The following is a 16,416-nucleotide window of genomic DNA, read 5'->3' on the forward strand; positions in this document are numbered from 1 at the left end:
TCCACGTCCGCGTTATCAGGCCTTACTCTCCGCTTTTTCGGGAGAACGCAGCTTTTTGAAAAATGCTGCCAGCTTTTCTCTTACGATCGGTGCGCTCAGTATAACGAGAGCGATAACAACTACCGCCTTATACGCAGGAAGAGCGTCCGCCTGTACCTGAAACTTGTAAAGTGTTGTTGTAAGGAACTGTATTACATATGCTCCGAGTATGGAAGCATATATGTTGAATTTACCGCCGCTGAGGGAGTTTCCGCCAAGCGCCACAGCAAGGATTGCATCCATTTCGATATCCTTTGCCACTACAGAGTAGTTGATAGTCGAAAGACGGCTCACCTTGATAAATCCTGCAACCGCTACACAAAGTCCGAGTATAACGTATGTCACGAACTTGATGAGTGCAGGATTGAGACCGTTAAGGCGCGATGTCTTTTCATTGATGCCCACAGACTGAACATACAGCCCAAGATTTGTGAACTTCAGCGCCAGCCATGTTAATATAAAGCATAAAATAGCGATGAAGAACGGAGTAGGTATCGGTATTCCGGGGATGTATCCGCCGAAATATGTAAATGTCCTGTCACTTACCACAGGGAGCTCATTGTTGTTTATCCATGCTGCGATGGAGCGTCCTGCCGTAAAGAGTATCAGGGTAGCGACCATAGGCTGTATCTTGAAAACGGATACCAGAGCTCCGTTGAAAGCTCCGAATGCCATTGCCACAAGGCAGCTTACGAGAAATGCAGCTATAATGGGAGCCTGCAGTGTCTCTGGATGAGAATTCGTGCCGCAGAGCACTCTCAGCACCACGCTTCCGCTTATAGCGATGGCAGCGCCCACACTGATATCCTGTCCGCGCGAAGCAGCCGTGACCAGCGTCATGCCTATTGCAAGTATTGCAAGCTCTGAGCCGTAGTCGATTATTGATATAAGGTTTCCCGAGAGGACGGGATCGCCTTCGCTGTTGTGTCCGAGGGTTATTTTGAAAAACGACGGATCAACTATAAAATTGAATATTGCAAGTATTATCAGAGCAGCGATCGGTATAAAGATCTGCTTTCTTATTATTGCTGACAAAAATGAATTTTTTTCAGCCGTTCCGACTTTTTTCTGCATTACCGATCACCTCCTGCGATAGTATTCATAATGGTATTCTGAGTGAGCTCGTCACCTGTAAGCTCGCCTACAAGCTTACGGTCACGCATAACGAGCAGCCTTGAACAGGTACGCAGCATCTCGTCGGTCTCCGATGAGATGAAGGTAATGCTCATGCCCTCGGAAGCCAACTTCAGAACAAGCTTCTGAATATCGACCTTTGTACCAACGTCGATTCCGCGGGTAGGTTCATCGAGTATAAGGTATTCGGGATTTGTAAGCAGCCAGCGTCCGAGGATGACCTTCTGCTGATTTCCTCCCGAAAGTGACTTGATCGGTGTATTTACGGAAGCAGTCTTTATATCGAGGAGCTTTATGTACTCCTCTGCGAACTTGACTGCCTCAGCCTTTGAGAACGGCTTGAAGAAGCCCTTCTTGACCTGTAATGCAAGTATGATATTGTCCTTTACGGAAAGATCTCCCACTATTCCGTCGCGTTTGCGGTCCTCGGGAAGATAAGCGATGCCGTTTTTCATAGCATCTATCGGCTTGCTGATCTTAACTTCCTTACCATTGACCTTTACTTTGCCGCCTGTTACCTTATCGGCGCCGAATATGGCTCTCACGCACTCGCTGCGTCCCGAGCCGAGAAGTCCTGTGAAGCCGTTGACCTCGCCCTTGCGGATATTGAAGTTGAAAGGCTTTATGCCTTCAGAGCTGCAAAGTCCTTCAGCCTCATAGACGAAGCTCTTGTCCTTGTCGCTGAATGTCGGGATGTCGTTCTTGATATCAGCCATATCGTCAAGCTCCTTGCCGAGCATTTTCGATACGAGCTGTACACGGGGCAGCTTTTCGATCTCGTATTCGCCCACAAGCTGTCCGTCACGCAGCACCGTTATACTGTCACAGACCTCATAGACCTGATCAAGGAAATGGGTAACGAATATGATGCCTACTCCACGCTCCTTGAGCTGTCTCATAAGCTTGAACAGCTTTGCGACCTCAGATTCGTCAAGAGAAGATGTCGGCTCGTCAAGTATAAGCACGCTGCACTCCATATCCACAGCTCTTGCTATAGCTACCATCTGCTGCACTGCAATAGAGCAGCTTGCGAGCTGCTGAGTCGGTTTTACTGCTATACCGAGCGAATCCAGCAATTCTCCCGCCTTTTTGTTCATGCTCCTCCAGTTTACGAGCCTGCTTTTGCCTCTGCCGAGGAAGATATTCTCTGCCACTGAGAGGTTCGGGCAGAGGGATATCTCCTGATATACCGTGCTTATTCCGAGATTCTGAGCTTCCTGAGGCGAATGTATCTGAACAGGACCGTTCTGTCCTTTGATGAAGATATCTCCGCTGTCCTTTATATGTACACCCGTAAGCACCTTTATGAGTGTTGATTTTCCCGCGCCGTTTTCACCCATAAGTGCGTGTATCTCGCCGCCGCGCAGAGTAAAATCAACATTCCTGAGAGCTTTTACACCGGGAAAGGACTTGTATATCCCCCGCATCTCCAGCAATGATTTCTCCTGCATTGCTTTTCCTCCTAAGTGAGTTTTCATGCTTTTCCGTAATCTCCCATACGGAAAAGTTTTTAAAATTAGTGCGGTGACATAGAGCATTCACGGATGCGTCACCGCACTTGATCATAGTTATTCAGTGTCCTGTAACACTTTGCATCAGATACCGTACTGCTCTACGTCAGCGTCGGTAATGGTCTTAGCATCAAAGCCCTTTTCGTCCATGACGATCTTCTTGTCCGAAAGAGTCTCGCCCTTTTCAAGCTTATCGATTATGTCAAGGATATAGGACGACTGGAAAGGATTGCACTGTCCGTCATAGTTCCAGTTGCCTGCCTTGAGCTCCTTAAGCGCCCACTTGTTGCAGTCGAAGCCTATAACGACTACATCCTTGTCAACGCCGTGTGAGATATTTGCTCTGTCGAGAGCAGCGACCGCGCCCTTGGCCATATCATCGTTTTCAGCATAGATAACATTAAACTCCTTATTTGCATCTATAGCTGCCTGAACGATCTGCTGCGCCTTTTCAGCATTCCATTCAGCTGTCTGCTGAGTAACGATGTTCCAGCCGAGCTCCTTTGCAGTGTCGTCAAGAGCCTTTGAACGACCCTTCTGAGCAGCCGAGCCCATTACGCCCTGAAGGTGGATGATATCGTATGCCTTGAGGTCCTGTGACTTGAGCCAGTCAACTGCCTGCTCGCCCTCCTTATCCATATCGGAAACGATGGAAGCATCATAGAGGCTCTCGTCAGCGTCGATTGTACGGTCGAAGAGGATAACTCTTACGCCTGCGTCCTTAGCGTCCTTGAGAACGGAATCCCAGCCTGCCGTATCGGCTGCGGAGAGAAGAAGATAATCAACTTCGTCCTGAATGAACTTCTGAGCGGCATTGATCTGCTCCTCATTCTTAAGGCTGTACGCAAATGAAGCATCAAAGCCGTTTTCCTTTGTGAAGGTAGCCTTAAGATCATTAACGTTGGCTGTACGATAGCCCGACTCGTTCGGATCGTTATTGATAATGCCTACTTTTATCAATGAACCCGACTTGTTGTCGTCGCTCTTTGGTGTGTCTGCATCTGTAGCCTTGGGTGCTGTTGTTGTGTCGGTCTTGTTTGATGAGCTGCTTGTCTCGCCGCAGCCTGCAAACATTGCTCCGCAGAGTATCGTACTTGCTGCCATTGCCAGAATCTTTTTCATTTTCATAATTAAAATTCCTCCATCCGAATTTATTATGCCATTAACGTACATTCCGTTAACTTGTACTTACATTATAATCAATTTGTACTTACATTGATACCGAAAATGTTACACTAAATGTTTATTATTTTTGGGGTATACTGTCTGTTTTCATTTCAGGGGCAGACATTCGCACTGTTCTGGAACTGTCTCGGAGTCTGTCCCGTGTACTTCTTGAATATCTGGCTGAAATACCTGTAATCGCGGAATCCCACGTCATAGGCCACCTCGTATATCATCTTGGAAGTACAGCACAGCAGCTCCCTTGCGTGACCTATCCTTGCAACCGCAATATATTCGGACAAGTTTTGTCCGTACTCCTTTTTGAACTGTGCACTGAGGTACGAAGGACTGAGTCCTACAGCCTCTGCAACGATAAGGAGCGAAAGCTCGTCGTTCATGTAGTTCTTGTCTATGTAGTCCCTTGCCTTGGCAACAATGCTCCTGCTGCTCTCTTTAGCCGATTCTATGCGCCACATTATGCAGTCGCGGACTATCTTATGCAGGAATTTCAATGTATCGTCAGCAGTCATTAGCTCAGTGCCTATTTCGTCAGCTGTGCCGAAATGTCCGAAGAACTTTTCATTGCTTATACCGATCTTCCTTGCAAATGTATGGGCTGCGACATATATGTCCATACAAACATACAATCTTATCATCAGTGACTTTATCCTTATATATTCCACCTCACTGAGGATAGAATCAAGTATCTCGTCACAGCTTTCCAGGCTCCCGCTTTGCAGCAGGTCCTCAATCTTCTTGATATCAAGACGTTTGACGTCCTGTACCATGTCTTTTTTCTCGTTCATGCTTAATATCCCTCATATCAGATCACATTTCTCAGAGTTGTACATACGAAGCTCAGAGTTTTTTCACGGAATCCCGTATTTTCAGTTCGGGAGTAAATATTATGTCGTTATTCTCGGCTGTGAATGAGCTTATCCTGTCGATAAGCTTTTCAGCAACTGCTTCACCGAGCTTTCTCTGCGGATGAACTACCGTAGTAAGTGGAACATCGCATATAGACGCATATTTTGAATCGTCAATGCTTATCACGGAAAGATCATCGGGAACGCGTATATCATGCTCCTTGCAGAATTGCAGGAGCTTTATCGCAATGTTGTCATTATAACATACGACCGCAGTTGTCTCGTTCAGGAACTCCAGCAGATGATTTCCGCCTGAGGTAAATAAAAAATTCTTGTCTGTAGTAGCGAACCACAGTACATTTTCCTCAGCATTTTTCAGACCGTGAGCTATGCAGCTCTTTGTAAAGCCGCTGTAGCGCTTATGTCCCTGTATATCGTCAAGAGCGAAAATGCCCGCGATCTTGGTATGTCCGCAGTCGAAAATGTAATCCGCCGCCATTTTGCCTGCCGCTTCATCGTCCATAGCCACGCAGGGATACTCCGACCATGTGTACTTGGCGTTAAAGAATACCACGGGGATATTCTTGCTCCTGAGCTCACCGTAAAGAGCCATATTCGGATTAGGCAGAGCGCTCTTGGAGGGCTCGACTATAAGCCCCTGAACTCCGCCGGATATCATGCTCTGAAGCGCCTGCTGCTCCTCGGCAACTTTATTGTGAGTTATGGCAAGCTGCATGGAATAGCCCGAATCATTGAGCACGCTTTCGATACCAGTAACGATCTGAGGGAAAATATAATCAGTAAAATAAGTGGATATTACTCCGATATTGCGGGTCTGGACCTGTGAAGCAGGGATATTCTGCGAAATGCCGTTTGAAACGAAAGCTCCGCTGCCTCTCACTCTGCAAATAACATTGTCGTTTTCAAGACACATAAGAGCCTGCCTCACGGTCTGTCTGCTGACGCCGTGGATCTCGCAGAGCTCCTTTTCGGTGAGAAAACGATCTCTTGGTCTGAGACCTTTAGAAGTGATGTAATTCTTTGCCCATTCCACGATCGTCAAGTATTTATAGTCTTCCATAATATCCTCCCATGGCCGAAAAACACGATCGGCTTTTTCTTCATAATACCATACAATCCGCAGTTTGTAAAGACAACTTTTGCAATATGCTTACAAATTTGTATGTACACACAAAAATGCTTTTCCCCGATTGTGCATTACGTCAAATCAAGGGAATATTTTCGTCCATACATCTTCCGTAAATTAAAAGAATTTGTATTGTATGGCTTAAAAAAAATAGTTTTTATCATAAAATATTAATAAAATATCGATTGAATGTTATAATAAAATATGGTATAATAACATTAGCATCAATTCTGAAATGCTATCTGATAGAGAGGTGTTTTGATATGGATTTTCGCAATTTTCTCGAATCCTTTGACTCTGTTACCTGCATAATGTCAGTCGAAAAAAAAGCAGACGGAGGATACGGTGACATTAGAATAGTTGACGGCAACAAGGCATATATTGATTCAATTGAACGGAACAACGACGGAAACACCGATATAGCCAAGGAAAAAGTATTTGTTCCGAATTCACTTTATACCAAATATTTTCCCCACGATATGAATTTCGAGGATTTCTGCTACCGTGCCGCGGTCAAAAAAGAGGTGCTGCACACATACGTACACCCCGAACGCTTCGACATATGGTTCAATCTTTTCTTCATGCCCGTAAAAAGCGACGATGATAATATCGGATACTGCACATACACTTATACTATCACATTAAACGCAGATTCAAAGCTTATGTCCGATATTCCGCTCGAAACAGCTTCAAATGTGCTTCAGGCGTGTATAAAGCTCTACAGCGGTTCGGATTTCCAGACCTCGATCAACGATGTCACAGCTCATATTCGTCAGCTCTGCAACGCCAACCGCTGCTGCATACTGCTCACGGATTTCAATGCGGGTATGTGCAGACTTTTAAGTGACGATCATGTTGTTGAAGGTCCGCAGGGACCGATAACGGGTATAATCACCCCTGAGTTTTTTGATATTGTACAGACATGGCCTGCAACTATCGACGGCAGCGACTTCCTTATGATAAAAAACGAAAATGATATGCAGGCTCTTAAGGCACGTAACCCTGCATGGTATGAATCCCTTAAACAGTACGATACTAAAACTCTTGTTCTTTTCCCTCTCAACTATAACAGAGAGACTAAAGGCTATATATGGGTGACCGAGTTTGACGCCGAAAACGCTCTCAAGATACGTGAGACACTTGAGCTTACCACTTATTTTATCTCATACGCTATAGCGAACTATCAGCTCCTTAACCGTCTTGAGATAATGAGTACCCTCGATCTCCTTACAGGCGTCAAAAACCGCAATGCCATGAATAATCGCGTTAATGCCCTTGTTGACGGCAAGGAAGCCTATCCCGATGATCTCCGTATCGTATTTGCCGATCTTAACGGACTAAAACAGGTCAACGACACAAGCGGACATATCGCGGGAGATCTTCTCATCAAAAATGCCGCGTTTATATTGCAGGAGATCTTTATCGGTCAGGACGTTTATCGTGCAGGCGGCGACGAGTTCACTGTATTTATATCAGGAATGAGCGACGATGAATTTGAGAAGAAGATCGCCAAGCTCAAAAGCTACGCAGACAGCCCCGAGGGCGTAAAATTTGCTGTAGGCTACTGCTCGGATGAAGGCAGACACGATGTAAGATTTGCAATGGCAACTGCCGATGAAAGAATGTACGAAGACAAGGAAGAATACTACAAGCGCTATCCCGAGCGCAGACACAAGTAAAACTTCGTCCCGAAGCGGGAAAAGTCCGCTTCGGGGCTTTTTTATGCATATTTTCCACCAAAGACGCATATGTTCCCTTTGACATATCGTGTAAATAATGTTATAATAAGTGTATAATTATTAAAGTGTCGAAACATCATACGGAGGTGACACTTATCAAAATACATACCAAACTTTCTCTTCTGCTCGCGGCTGTATCTTCCGCTTTTATCATGCAGTTTTCCAATACATATGCTTACGCGGCAGCAGAGGACTTCTCAGCAACAGTTCCGCAGGCTTCCGAAAAAGGCATCATCACTCTTGGCACAGATCAGCAATGGTTCAAGGCCACAGAGCTTGAAAACGGCAGGAATTACCTTATCGGCATAAAAAAGCCCGACGGAAGCACTGTTCTCCTCACAGCCGACGACCATATAACCCCTGAATACATATGGCATTTCTCCGAAGAAAAAATGGTCACCAGCACTTCGCCTCATTACAATTATCTGTATACTGATACTCACCGCCTCTGCTGCCACGAGAACGATCTTTATCTCTCGCAGAACTGGTGGACAGACGGCGATCAGACATGGGATTACCATGACGGAAAGCTCTTTTTCAATGACAACGGCACAAGGACCTACCTCACATATTCCGAGAGCAGCTCCGTCCCCTTCGGCTGTACGGACAATGCTGCCGATGCAGCCGATATAGAGCTTTTCACAAGGGGCGAAGAGCTTGCGCGATGCATAAAAAAGCAGCCGTGCTCAGACAGCTTTGTTATCGAGGGCAGCGGATATGCCGCGCCCGAATATAATGTTGAGCTTATCAGTGACGATATAATCACAGACAGTGTAAGGTGGTTCACGGACGGCGAAGAAAGCGGCACAGGCGGGCTGAGCTTTACTGCCGACAACCTCACCGACCTTCCCGCAGGGATACACCACGTAAGCTGTATCGTGGAAGCTCACGACAATGAAGATCATTACTACCGTGAAAAGTCACAGGAAGCTCTTTTTGTAGTCACAAAAGGCGTTGTTCCCGATTCAGTCATCACATTTTCCGATGTGCATGAGCAATATGACCTTATAAGTAACGCCATCGGCAATATCCTTGACCGCACAGGAGGCTATATTCCGTCGCTTATAGTATGCACGGGCGATCTGATAAACGGTCCGACAATGGACTATGATACAATGATAAATACCTATGCCCCAAGGCTTAAGCCCTATCTCGGCGGACTTGATACGGTATACGTTGCAGGAAATCACGACTCATCAAAAGCTGTTTCCGAGCTTTCCGTAAAAGCTGCACTCGGCGCTGACAGCGGCTTTTCAGACGGCTGCGGAGTCATATTCCGCGGCAGCTCCGACAGTGTTTCCTCAAACGGAAAAAACAGCACTGCCGCAAGGGACGTGATAGTTTACGGCATCAACTACGGAGCTCTGGAAAACGATACTTCCTCAGTGCAGGATTATGGCAGCGTAAAAAGTCAGCTGGACAGTTTCCTCAGCGAAACAGCAAAGAACTACAAAGGCGAGATCATCATTATTTCTGCTCATGCAGGTCTCCACGCATTGGGGATACAGCCTCAGAGCGGCAACAGCGTCGGAGCGTGGGCAGGCTCTTCCGCCTACAATATAAGCAATTCTTACGATATTGCCGAGCTTATAAACTCATATTCAAAAAAGTACGGCATGAACATTCTTTTCCTGTTCGGACACGACCATTCACGGGGCGAAACCGAGTTCATACTCACTGAGGGCGACAAGCTCATATGTCCTACAGATTCCGAAGAGCATAAGACAAAGGAGCTCACCCTTGACTTTACATATGCACAGTCAGGCTACCTTTCCACAGTCATCGGGATTGCCGACGCTCATTACAGCTTCATATACAGAAACGGCAATGACCTCGCGTATGAGCTGTTTCACGCAGGCTCCTCAGAGTACATAAGGCATACGGATATCCCTCTGCGGAATGTAAAGCTGCTCTCCTCGGGAAGCTCTTCTCCTGTAGTGAAGACCGATAATAAGATAAAAGACAGCCCTAAAACTTCCGCAAGCTTCAGGATAACACCTTTTCTGATAATATCCCTGTGTCTTGTTCTGATAAGCCGAAAGCGCAAAAAATAAGCATAAAATCTTATACTCATAATCCAAAAGCCCGAAAGCGATAAAAAACGCTTTCGGGCTTTTTGTTACAGCTCTATCACCTTAGTTGCGACCTTTTCGCGGAAACACGAATCATGCTCCACAAACAGCATTGTAGGTCTGTATCCGAGCAGAAGCTTCTCGATCTGCATACGTGAAAAAACATCAATGTAATTCAGCGGCTCGTCCCATATATAAAGATGAGCGGGAGTAAGCAGGCTTGAAGCTATAAGTATTTTCTTTTTCTGTCCCTCGGACAGCTCAGTAAGCGGCTTTGCAAACTGTGAGCGTTCAAAATCAAGCTGTCTGAGAATAGTACAGAACATACTCAGGTCAATACCCTTTGAATAACAAAAATCATTTATACTCCCCCTCAGCATGGAAGTATCCTGATCCACATAGGATATCACAAGTCCCGAAGCAACTTCGCAGATACCGCTTTCGGAAATGTTCTCCCCCTTTGACGCATCACCTGATTTTGCGAGTATAGTCTTTATCAGCGTCGTTTTGCCGCAGCCGTTCCCGCCGTTAAGTGCAGCTCTGTCCCCCCTTTTCAGCTCAAAGGTAAGTCCCGAGAATACATCATTTTCCGCCCCCCTGTACTTTAAACTGAGTTCACGGACATTGATAAGAACGCTGCTGTGATGCACGAGCTGAGTGAGCTTCAGCTCGGGAGTCCTCTCAATATCGCCGAGAAGCCCCTCTTTTTCCTCGATCTCCCTGCCTATGCGCTTTTCGATACTTTTGACTCTGCTCTGCATTTTCTTTGTCTTTGCACCGATGAATGAGCGTGTACTGATACATCTGTCATTCTCTTTTATGGGATCGAAGCCTATTTTTGTGCGCTCGCTCTTATCAGCCCAGTCGGAAGTCCTTTTGGCAGCCTGTCTCAGCTTTTTTATCTCCTTTCTGTGCTTCTCGTTTTCAGCCCTTGCAAACTGATCCTTGCGCTGTTTATTCTCCCACCAGCTTGAGAAATTGCCGCTCTGTACCTCTATGCTCTTCCTGTTGAGCACAAGGACGTGGTCTATGCAGGCGTCAAGAAGCTCGCGGTCGTGTGATACAAGTATGAACCCGCTCTTTGACGCAAGATACTTCTTTACAGTTTCCCTTGCATTGCGGTCAAGGTGATTTGTTGGCTCGTCTATCAGCAGAAACTCGTTCTCTCCCGAGAACAGCACCGCAAGCAGCACCTTTGTACGCTCTCCGTGGCTGAGCGTACGGAACGGTCTGTATAGCAGCTCCGCAGTTTCGTCAAGCTGACCGAGCTCACAGATAACGCGCCACTCCTCGCAGCCATGCTTTATATCACCGATGAACTCCGAAGCTGTACTTTCGACCTGTTCAGCTGTAAGCTGATACGGGAAATACTCAAAAGCCGATGAAGCATCTATCGAACCGCTGTAATTGTATTTCCCCATGAGAAGACTCAGAAATGTCGTCTTGCCCTTTCCGTTCCTGCCTATAAATCCCAGCTTCCACGAAGTATCTATTGAAAACGAGACATTTTCAAAAACGTTGTCAAAACTTCCCTCATAACCGAATGTGAGGGAATTAACACATATCTGTGACATGATAGTTCCTCCTTCCGAGGTCCAAAAAAGGACCTTTTGCTGCCAAAAGATCCCATTACGCACTTATAACCTCACGGAAAAAGGGTGACTTACCTGTAAAACGGTCACCTTGCAATATATAAAAGCAAAAAGAGGTTATGAGAACATAATCCACTTTTGGCAACATGACAAGACAGTATGCCTTTACATCACACTGTCAGATTGATATTCATGTGTTCAAAAGTGAATTATCTTTTCATCCTCACACCTCTTTCGTGTATTTCTATTTGTATTATAACACAGCTTCTTTCGTTTGTCAAGGAAAATGCCGCAGTCAAGCTGCGGCATCATATATATCAACATCCCCAGAATCTGTACATCTCGAACACAGCTATTGCCGAGGCTGTCACGATATTGCCTGCAATGCTGAAGAAATAGCATATCTTACCGTATTTTGAAATCTTTCTTCTGATGATAAAAGCTGCTCCCGCAGCCGCAGCTGCCGCACAGACCACAAAGCTTATTATCTGTGTAACACCTGCACAGGCACCTAAGGACTTTGAAATTCCTGTGTCCGACATTGCCGCCACCAATAAAACAGCTATCGCAAGAAGTGAAGCTGCCTTTGCAAGCTGAGCCCACGTGAATATGAATTCACCCTTGTACGGGCTGATGATCTTTGCTTTTTTTAGCCTGCGCTTTGCAAGGAGCACGAATATAGCTGAAATGCCTGCAAGGAAAAATGCAGACAATAAGCATATCTTCGGCACGTACATCTTTACAGGGATATACTCTGCCGACCCTAATCTTATTCCTTCGGTTCCGTCGGAATATCTGCTTCTTCCGAATATTTCGGCTCTGTCACTGTAATTGTCAACATATGTGAGCTTGTAAACGTCATTTCCTATATCGGTCATTCCTTCGATCTTGTCTCCATCAACAATTCCCAGAAGACTGTAAAATTTGCCTATTCCCTTTAAAGTTGTACGCGAAAAAGTATATTCACCCTTAAGCTCCACGGACTTTTCGTTTTGTGATGAAAGCTCCTTACCCGTATAATCTCCGAAAACATACTCAGGCAGCAAGCTGAACATCGGATTATAATTATGGTCGGAATTCGTAGTCAGCACTACAAGTCCGACCTTTGAATCACGGTTGAAAAGCATATTTGCAACTCCTGAATTTGTACCTCCGTCGTGTCCGTACACACGAACCGCATATTCCTGTGGCCAGAATCCGTAGCTGCAGCAGGGTATATCGGACTCGCCGTAAAATGCCGAACCCGAGAACAGCTTCTCCTGTGTTTCCGCCTTTTCAAAAAGCGGGTGCTCGTCGTCAACGAAAGCCTGTGCATATCTTGCAAGGTCACCGATAGTTCCCACAGCAGCACCTGAAGGATAGATCGGACAATATACCGGCTCGGCGCCTGTTTCCTCCCATATAGGCAGCATCATAGGCATTGTGTATGATCTCAGTTTTTCGCGCTGCTCCTTCACCCACATATTATCACTGTGGTCTGCCGAAACAGCCGTATGCTCCATTCCGAGAGGCTCAAGGATATTCTTATGGACATATTCGGTATAGTCCATGCCGCTTACCCGCTGAACTATAAATCCCGCAAGGGCTGCTCCCCAGTTGGAATAGGACGAGACCTCACCTGGACGAAAAGTCTGTGCAGGCTCGATCTTACGCAGTTCCTCCTCAAGTGAGCCTATATCATCCGCGTCCCTGACAAATAATCTGTATGTACTTTCGCACCAGCCCCCCTGATGATTCATAAGGTCTGTGACTGTAATAGTATCATCATAGGTAAGGTTATGCAAAAATCCGTCGGGAAGATAAGTGCGTATATCAGCGTCAAGGTCTATCTTTCCCTGCTCCCACAGCTGCATGATGCTGACCCATATCATGGTCTTGGATATGCTTCCCCACTCGTATACAGCATTTTCGTCGTTGACAATATCATCTTTCATATTGATGTATCCCTCATAATTGGTATACAGTATCTCGTCTCCGTGAAAAACTGCGGCAGACGTAGGCGGCAGCTTACTATTAATTTCTGAACCGTATGTATTTGTTAAGAACCCGACCTTTTTTTCAAATGCACTAACGGAAATACCTGACGGCAAAGTTAATTCTTCGTCTTTTTCCGCTGCAAAAGCAGTGCCTGAGACCGCGATGCCTGCCGCAAGAACCAAAGCCGCAGCCCTGCCTATCATTTTATTTATAAGTTTCATGACAATCCCCCTTACAGCTCTCTCTTTTCATAGTCCACAACAGCGCAGACTGCCATATATACTGCAAATCCGTAGCCTGCTGCGATGAACAGCAGCATTGCCAGCATTCCGTCAAAGGGGACTGCAAGTGACTTTATAACCGAGAAGAACATAGCGTTCACGGGGAACACTATTTTCTTCAAAGGCGTGAACACTATTATCGCCACTAAAAATCCAAAGCCGAAATATCCACCGACTACCTTGAGAACTCCCTTCAGTGCAGCATTCTTTTTTGGCTTGTAGCCCTTTTTGTAGTATTTTCTCAGCATTGATGACATTACCATAAGCGAGATCATGAATATCATACCGAACACTATCCTTGAAGCTGCTTTATTTATAAACGGCATAAGAGCAGCCTCGAGGAACTTGTTCGTATCAGCATAAGCGCCGTCCGTCCAAACAGTATCATAAAGTCCGCTTTTATTGGTAATTGACATTATAATGAAGGTTATTATCCCTGTTATTGTTGTAATGAGTGTAAGCAGGGCAAATCTTGCGATGACTACGCTTTTTCTGTCCGTAGGAACTACTCCGAAGCTCTTTCTGTAGCCTTTTTTCTCCTCATTGCTGAGCAGCATATTACACATAACGATAGCAACGACCAGAACAAACAGTGAAACGAAAGAGCCTGCAAAGATAAGAGCTATACCCAACACTATCGTAAAGAACAGAAAGAACTTAAAGTCAGTATCCTTTTTCCCCTTGAATCCCATGAGATCTATACGCATAAGATCTATTATCCTTTTCATAGTAACCACTCCTATATTTCGTAGTCAGCCGTCTTTTTCTCTGCGATGCGGCAGAATAAAATGCCCAAAGCCACAGCAGCGGCGTTGAGAGCGATCCCCCATATCCATGTACCTGCAGTCGTTGACGGAAAGAGCCATTCATCATACGGCGGTATTATTCTTTTCATAACAAGCTCAACACTTGCTATGATCGCGATTATTACAAATGAAAAGACAAGCAGTACGTTTCTTATATCGTGTTCATGCTTTTCTATAGCCGCCCTCATGTTAATGAACGTGACCTGTACGATCAGCAAAGCACATACAAATATAACGAGATGAACAAATTTAAAAATACTGCCCGGTGCCACTTCAATGCCGTCAAGAATGTGTATTTCTTTGCAAAACACTTCAAACTTCAGCGGGAATATCTCATAAAGCTTTGATATTTTGCTTATCCCCATGAAGATAAGTGTAATAAGCTCGCTAACAATGACAGAAACGATAGTCTCTGCAAACTCAGCTCTTACAAAGGAAGCTCTGCTCACAGGAAGTATACCGCGTACTCTTCGGAAATTCGGATTATTTGCAGCCGCCTGTGCAGGACTGAAGAACACTGCACATAATACTGTAAGCAATCCACCGAATATGGGATTGAATATACCGAAAGCAGTCAGTATAAGGCATATAATAAGCATTCCGCCGCAAAAAGGCAGCGCAGAATTTACTGAGGTAATAAAATCAAACCTTATCAGCTTCATTATCTCCTTCACGGCGATCCTCCTTTGCAATATAGACCAGTATCTCGTCGATGCTTGCCTTTTCGGTCTCAAGCTCGTCGGAGAGCATAGCTGTATCCTCCGCTTTCATCATGGCGTCGAAGCCGTTTCTGTAGCCGTGGAAGCCTATGAGCTTATCCTTAACCCCCGAGGGTATATCCTCCTCTGCTCCCTTAACTACAACATAGCCGTCTGTGAGCTCATCCTTAGTACCCGTGAACCAAACCTTTCCGTTGTGGAGTATAGTCACATAATCGGCGATACGCTCCACATCGGAGGTGATATGGGTCGAAAACAATACGCTTCTTTTTTCGTCCTCTATGTACTCGGCAAGTATATCAAGGAGCTCATCACGGGCAACAGGGTCGAGACCGCTTGTAGGCTCGTCAAGTATCATGAACTCAGCGTTGTGAGAAAGCGCAACAGCTATCATCAGCTTCATTTTCATGCCCTTTGAGAAGTCCCCCACAGCCTTATCTGTCGGCAGTCCGAATTTCTTTATCCTTGCGGCATACTCGCCGCTGTTCCATTCCTTGTAAAAGGGTCTGAACTGTTGTTCTATCTGCTTTACATTGAGGTTATCGGCGATGTATAAACTGTCGAAAACAACTCCCAGCTTCTCCTTTATGGCGATAGTATCCTTTACGCTGTCAAGCCCGAAAACGCTTATCTTTCCGCTGTCGAACTTAGCCATATCAAGTATTGAGCGGATAGTCGTGGTCTTGCCCGAGCCGTTCTCCCCAACAAATCCCATGATAAAACCTCTCGGCAGCGAAAAGCTCACATCTTTGAGCGCAAATCCCGCATAAGTCTTGTTAAGTCCTCTGATCTCAAGAATATTATCCATAAATCATTCCTCCATAAATCTTTTCAGAGCTTCAACTATCTCGTCATCGGAAAGTCCCGCATTTCTGCCGTTTGCCACCACTTTGTCCATAGCCTCCTCCATTTCGCAGAGCATACGCTCGCGGAGGAGCTCGTTATTGCGCGGTGCAACGAAGAAACCCTTACCCGTAACGGATATGATGAACCCCTCGTCCGCAAGGTCGTTGTAAACTCTCGTAGTGGTTATCGCACTAATCTTGAGGTCACGGGCAAGCTGCCTTATGGACGGGAGCTGCTCGTTTTCCTCGGTTTTTCCCTCAAGGATCTGAGCCTTGATCTGTTCCTCTATCTGCTCATAGATAGGGACATCTGATTTGTTTTTTATGATTATCTTCATGAAGAGCCTCTTTTCTTTAACTGCATATACTGTACATGCCTGTACTTATCTGTATATATACAGTATAGCACCTATGATGCCATTTGTCAATACCCATTTTTGACTTTTTTCATTCATCTTTAAATGCAAAAGAAAAACCCCTGAAATTCAGGGGCTTTCTGATATAATAATATTAAAATCCGTCTT

13 protein-coding genes are annotated in these 16,416 nt (G+C 45.5%); 2 read left to right on the top strand and 11 right to left on the bottom strand.

Going from position 1 to position 16,416, the window contains the following annotated elements:
* Positions 1 to 15: 15 nt before the first annotated feature.
* From Q0R37_RS02470 to Q0R37_RS02490, 5 genes are all read right to left on the bottom strand, one after another.
* Positions 16 to 1,113, bottom strand: a complete 1,098-nt coding sequence (locus Q0R37_RS02470; RefSeq protein WP_294750717.1) for an ABC transporter permease — start codon at positions 1,111 to 1,113, stop codon at positions 16 to 18.
* Positions 1,113 to 2,624: a sugar ABC transporter ATP-binding protein gene (locus tag Q0R37_RS02475; RefSeq protein WP_294750719.1), complete on the bottom strand. Its 1,512-nt coding sequence runs from the start codon at positions 2,622 to 2,624 to the stop codon at positions 1,113 to 1,115. The genes Q0R37_RS02470 and Q0R37_RS02475 overlap by 1 nt, the downstream gene beginning before the upstream one ends.
* A gap of 144 nt (positions 2,625 to 2,768) precedes the next feature.
* A complete protein-coding gene (locus tag Q0R37_RS02480; protein WP_294750721.1) occupies positions 2,769 to 3,812 on the bottom strand; it encodes an ABC transporter substrate-binding protein in 1,044 nt (347 codons plus the stop codon).
* A gap of 149 nt (positions 3,813 to 3,961) precedes the next feature.
* The gene (locus Q0R37_RS02485; protein ID WP_294750723.1) at positions 3,962 to 4,654 is read right to left on the bottom strand and encodes an AraC family transcriptional regulator; all 693 of its coding nucleotides are present in this window, start codon (positions 4,652 to 4,654) and stop codon (positions 3,962 to 3,964) included.
* A 52-nt stretch (positions 4,655 to 4,706) separates the two neighbouring features.
* Entirely contained in the window at positions 4,707 to 5,795 is a 1,089-nt protein-coding gene (locus Q0R37_RS02490; protein ID WP_294750725.1) for a GntR family transcriptional regulator, read from the bottom strand.
* 329 nt (positions 5,796 to 6,124) lie between these two features.
* On the opposite strand from Q0R37_RS02490, the gene Q0R37_RS02495 reads away from it, so the two are divergent.
* Together Q0R37_RS02495 and Q0R37_RS02500 are read left to right on the top strand one after the other, a co-directional pair.
* A complete protein-coding gene (locus Q0R37_RS02495) occupies positions 6,125 to 7,540 on the top strand; it encodes a GGDEF domain-containing protein (protein ID WP_294750727.1) in 1,416 nt (471 codons plus the stop codon).
* Positions 7,541 to 7,665: 125 nt separating this feature from the next.
* Entirely contained in the window at positions 7,666 to 9,654 is a 1,989-nt protein-coding gene (locus tag Q0R37_RS02500) for a metallophosphoesterase (RefSeq protein ID WP_294750729.1), read from the top strand.
* Between the two features lie 65 nt (positions 9,655 to 9,719).
* Here the strand turns inward: Q0R37_RS02500 and abc-f are convergent, their stop codons facing one another.
* From abc-f to Q0R37_RS02530, 6 genes are all read right to left on the bottom strand, one after another.
* Positions 9,720 to 11,246, bottom strand: coding sequence for a ribosomal protection-like ABC-F family protein (gene abc-f, locus Q0R37_RS02505; protein WP_294750731.1), 1,527 nt, complete (start codon positions 11,244 to 11,246; stop codon positions 9,720 to 9,722).
* 335 nt (positions 11,247 to 11,581) lie between these two features.
* Positions 11,582 to 13,462, bottom strand: a complete 1,881-nt coding sequence (locus Q0R37_RS02510; RefSeq protein ID WP_294750733.1) for a serine hydrolase domain-containing protein — start codon at positions 13,460 to 13,462, stop codon at positions 11,582 to 11,584.
* Between the two features lie 11 nt (positions 13,463 to 13,473).
* Positions 13,474 to 14,250: an ABC-2 transporter permease gene (locus Q0R37_RS02515; protein WP_294750735.1), complete on the bottom strand. Its 777-nt coding sequence runs from the start codon at positions 14,248 to 14,250 to the stop codon at positions 13,474 to 13,476.
* Between the two features lie 11 nt (positions 14,251 to 14,261).
* Positions 14,262 to 15,002, bottom strand: coding sequence for a hypothetical protein (locus tag Q0R37_RS02520; RefSeq protein WP_294750737.1), 741 nt, complete (start codon positions 15,000 to 15,002; stop codon positions 14,262 to 14,264).
* Entirely contained in the window at positions 14,971 to 15,855 is an 885-nt protein-coding gene (locus Q0R37_RS02525) for an ABC transporter ATP-binding protein (RefSeq protein ID WP_294750739.1), read from the bottom strand. The genes Q0R37_RS02520 and Q0R37_RS02525 overlap by 32 nt, the downstream gene beginning before the upstream one ends.
* A gap of 3 nt (positions 15,856 to 15,858) precedes the next feature.
* Complete coding sequence (locus Q0R37_RS02530; protein WP_294750741.1) at positions 15,859 to 16,230, bottom strand: GntR family transcriptional regulator; 372 nt, start codon at positions 16,228 to 16,230, stop codon at positions 15,859 to 15,861.
* Between the last annotated feature and the right edge of the window lie 186 nt (positions 16,231 to 16,416).

The sequence above is a fragment of the uncultured Ruminococcus sp. genome (assembly GCF_946415235.1).
Classification (GTDB): domain Bacteria; phylum Bacillota; class Clostridia; order Oscillospirales; family Ruminococcaceae; genus Ruminococcus.

Coding starts and splice junctions, on each gene's coding strand:
- Q0R37_RS02470 (WP_294750717.1), bottom strand. CDS start 1,113: ATGCAGAAAAAAGTCGGAACGGCTGAAAAAAATTCATTTTTGTCAGCA.
- Q0R37_RS02475 (WP_294750719.1), bottom strand. CDS start 2,624: ATGCAGGAGAAATCATTGCTGGAGATGCGGGGGATATACAAGTCCTTT.
- Q0R37_RS02480 (WP_294750721.1), bottom strand. CDS start 3,812: ATGAAAATGAAAAAGATTCTGGCAATGGCAGCAAGTACGATACTCTGC.
- Q0R37_RS02485 (WP_294750723.1), bottom strand. CDS start 4,654: ATGAACGAGAAAAAAGACATGGTACAGGACGTCAAACGTCTTGATATC.
- Q0R37_RS02490 (WP_294750725.1), bottom strand. CDS start 5,795: ATGGAAGACTATAAATACTTGACGATCGTGGAATGGGCAAAGAATTAC.
- Q0R37_RS02495 (WP_294750727.1), top strand. CDS start 6,125: ATGGATTTTCGCAATTTTCTCGAATCCTTTGACTCTGTTACCTGCATA.
- abc-f (WP_294750731.1), bottom strand. CDS start 11,246: ATGTCACAGATATGTGTTAATTCCCTCACATTCGGTTATGAGGGAAGT.
- Q0R37_RS02510 (WP_294750733.1), bottom strand. CDS start 13,462: ATGAAACTTATAAATAAAATGATAGGCAGGGCTGCGGCTTTGGTTCTT.
- Q0R37_RS02515 (WP_294750735.1), bottom strand. CDS start 14,250: ATGAAAAGGATAATAGATCTTATGCGTATAGATCTCATGGGATTCAAG.
- Q0R37_RS02525 (WP_294750739.1), bottom strand. CDS start 15,855: ATGGATAATATTCTTGAGATCAGAGGACTTAACAAGACTTATGCGGGA.
- Q0R37_RS02530 (WP_294750741.1), bottom strand. CDS start 16,230: ATGAAGATAATCATAAAAAACAAATCAGATGTCCCTATCTATGAGCAG.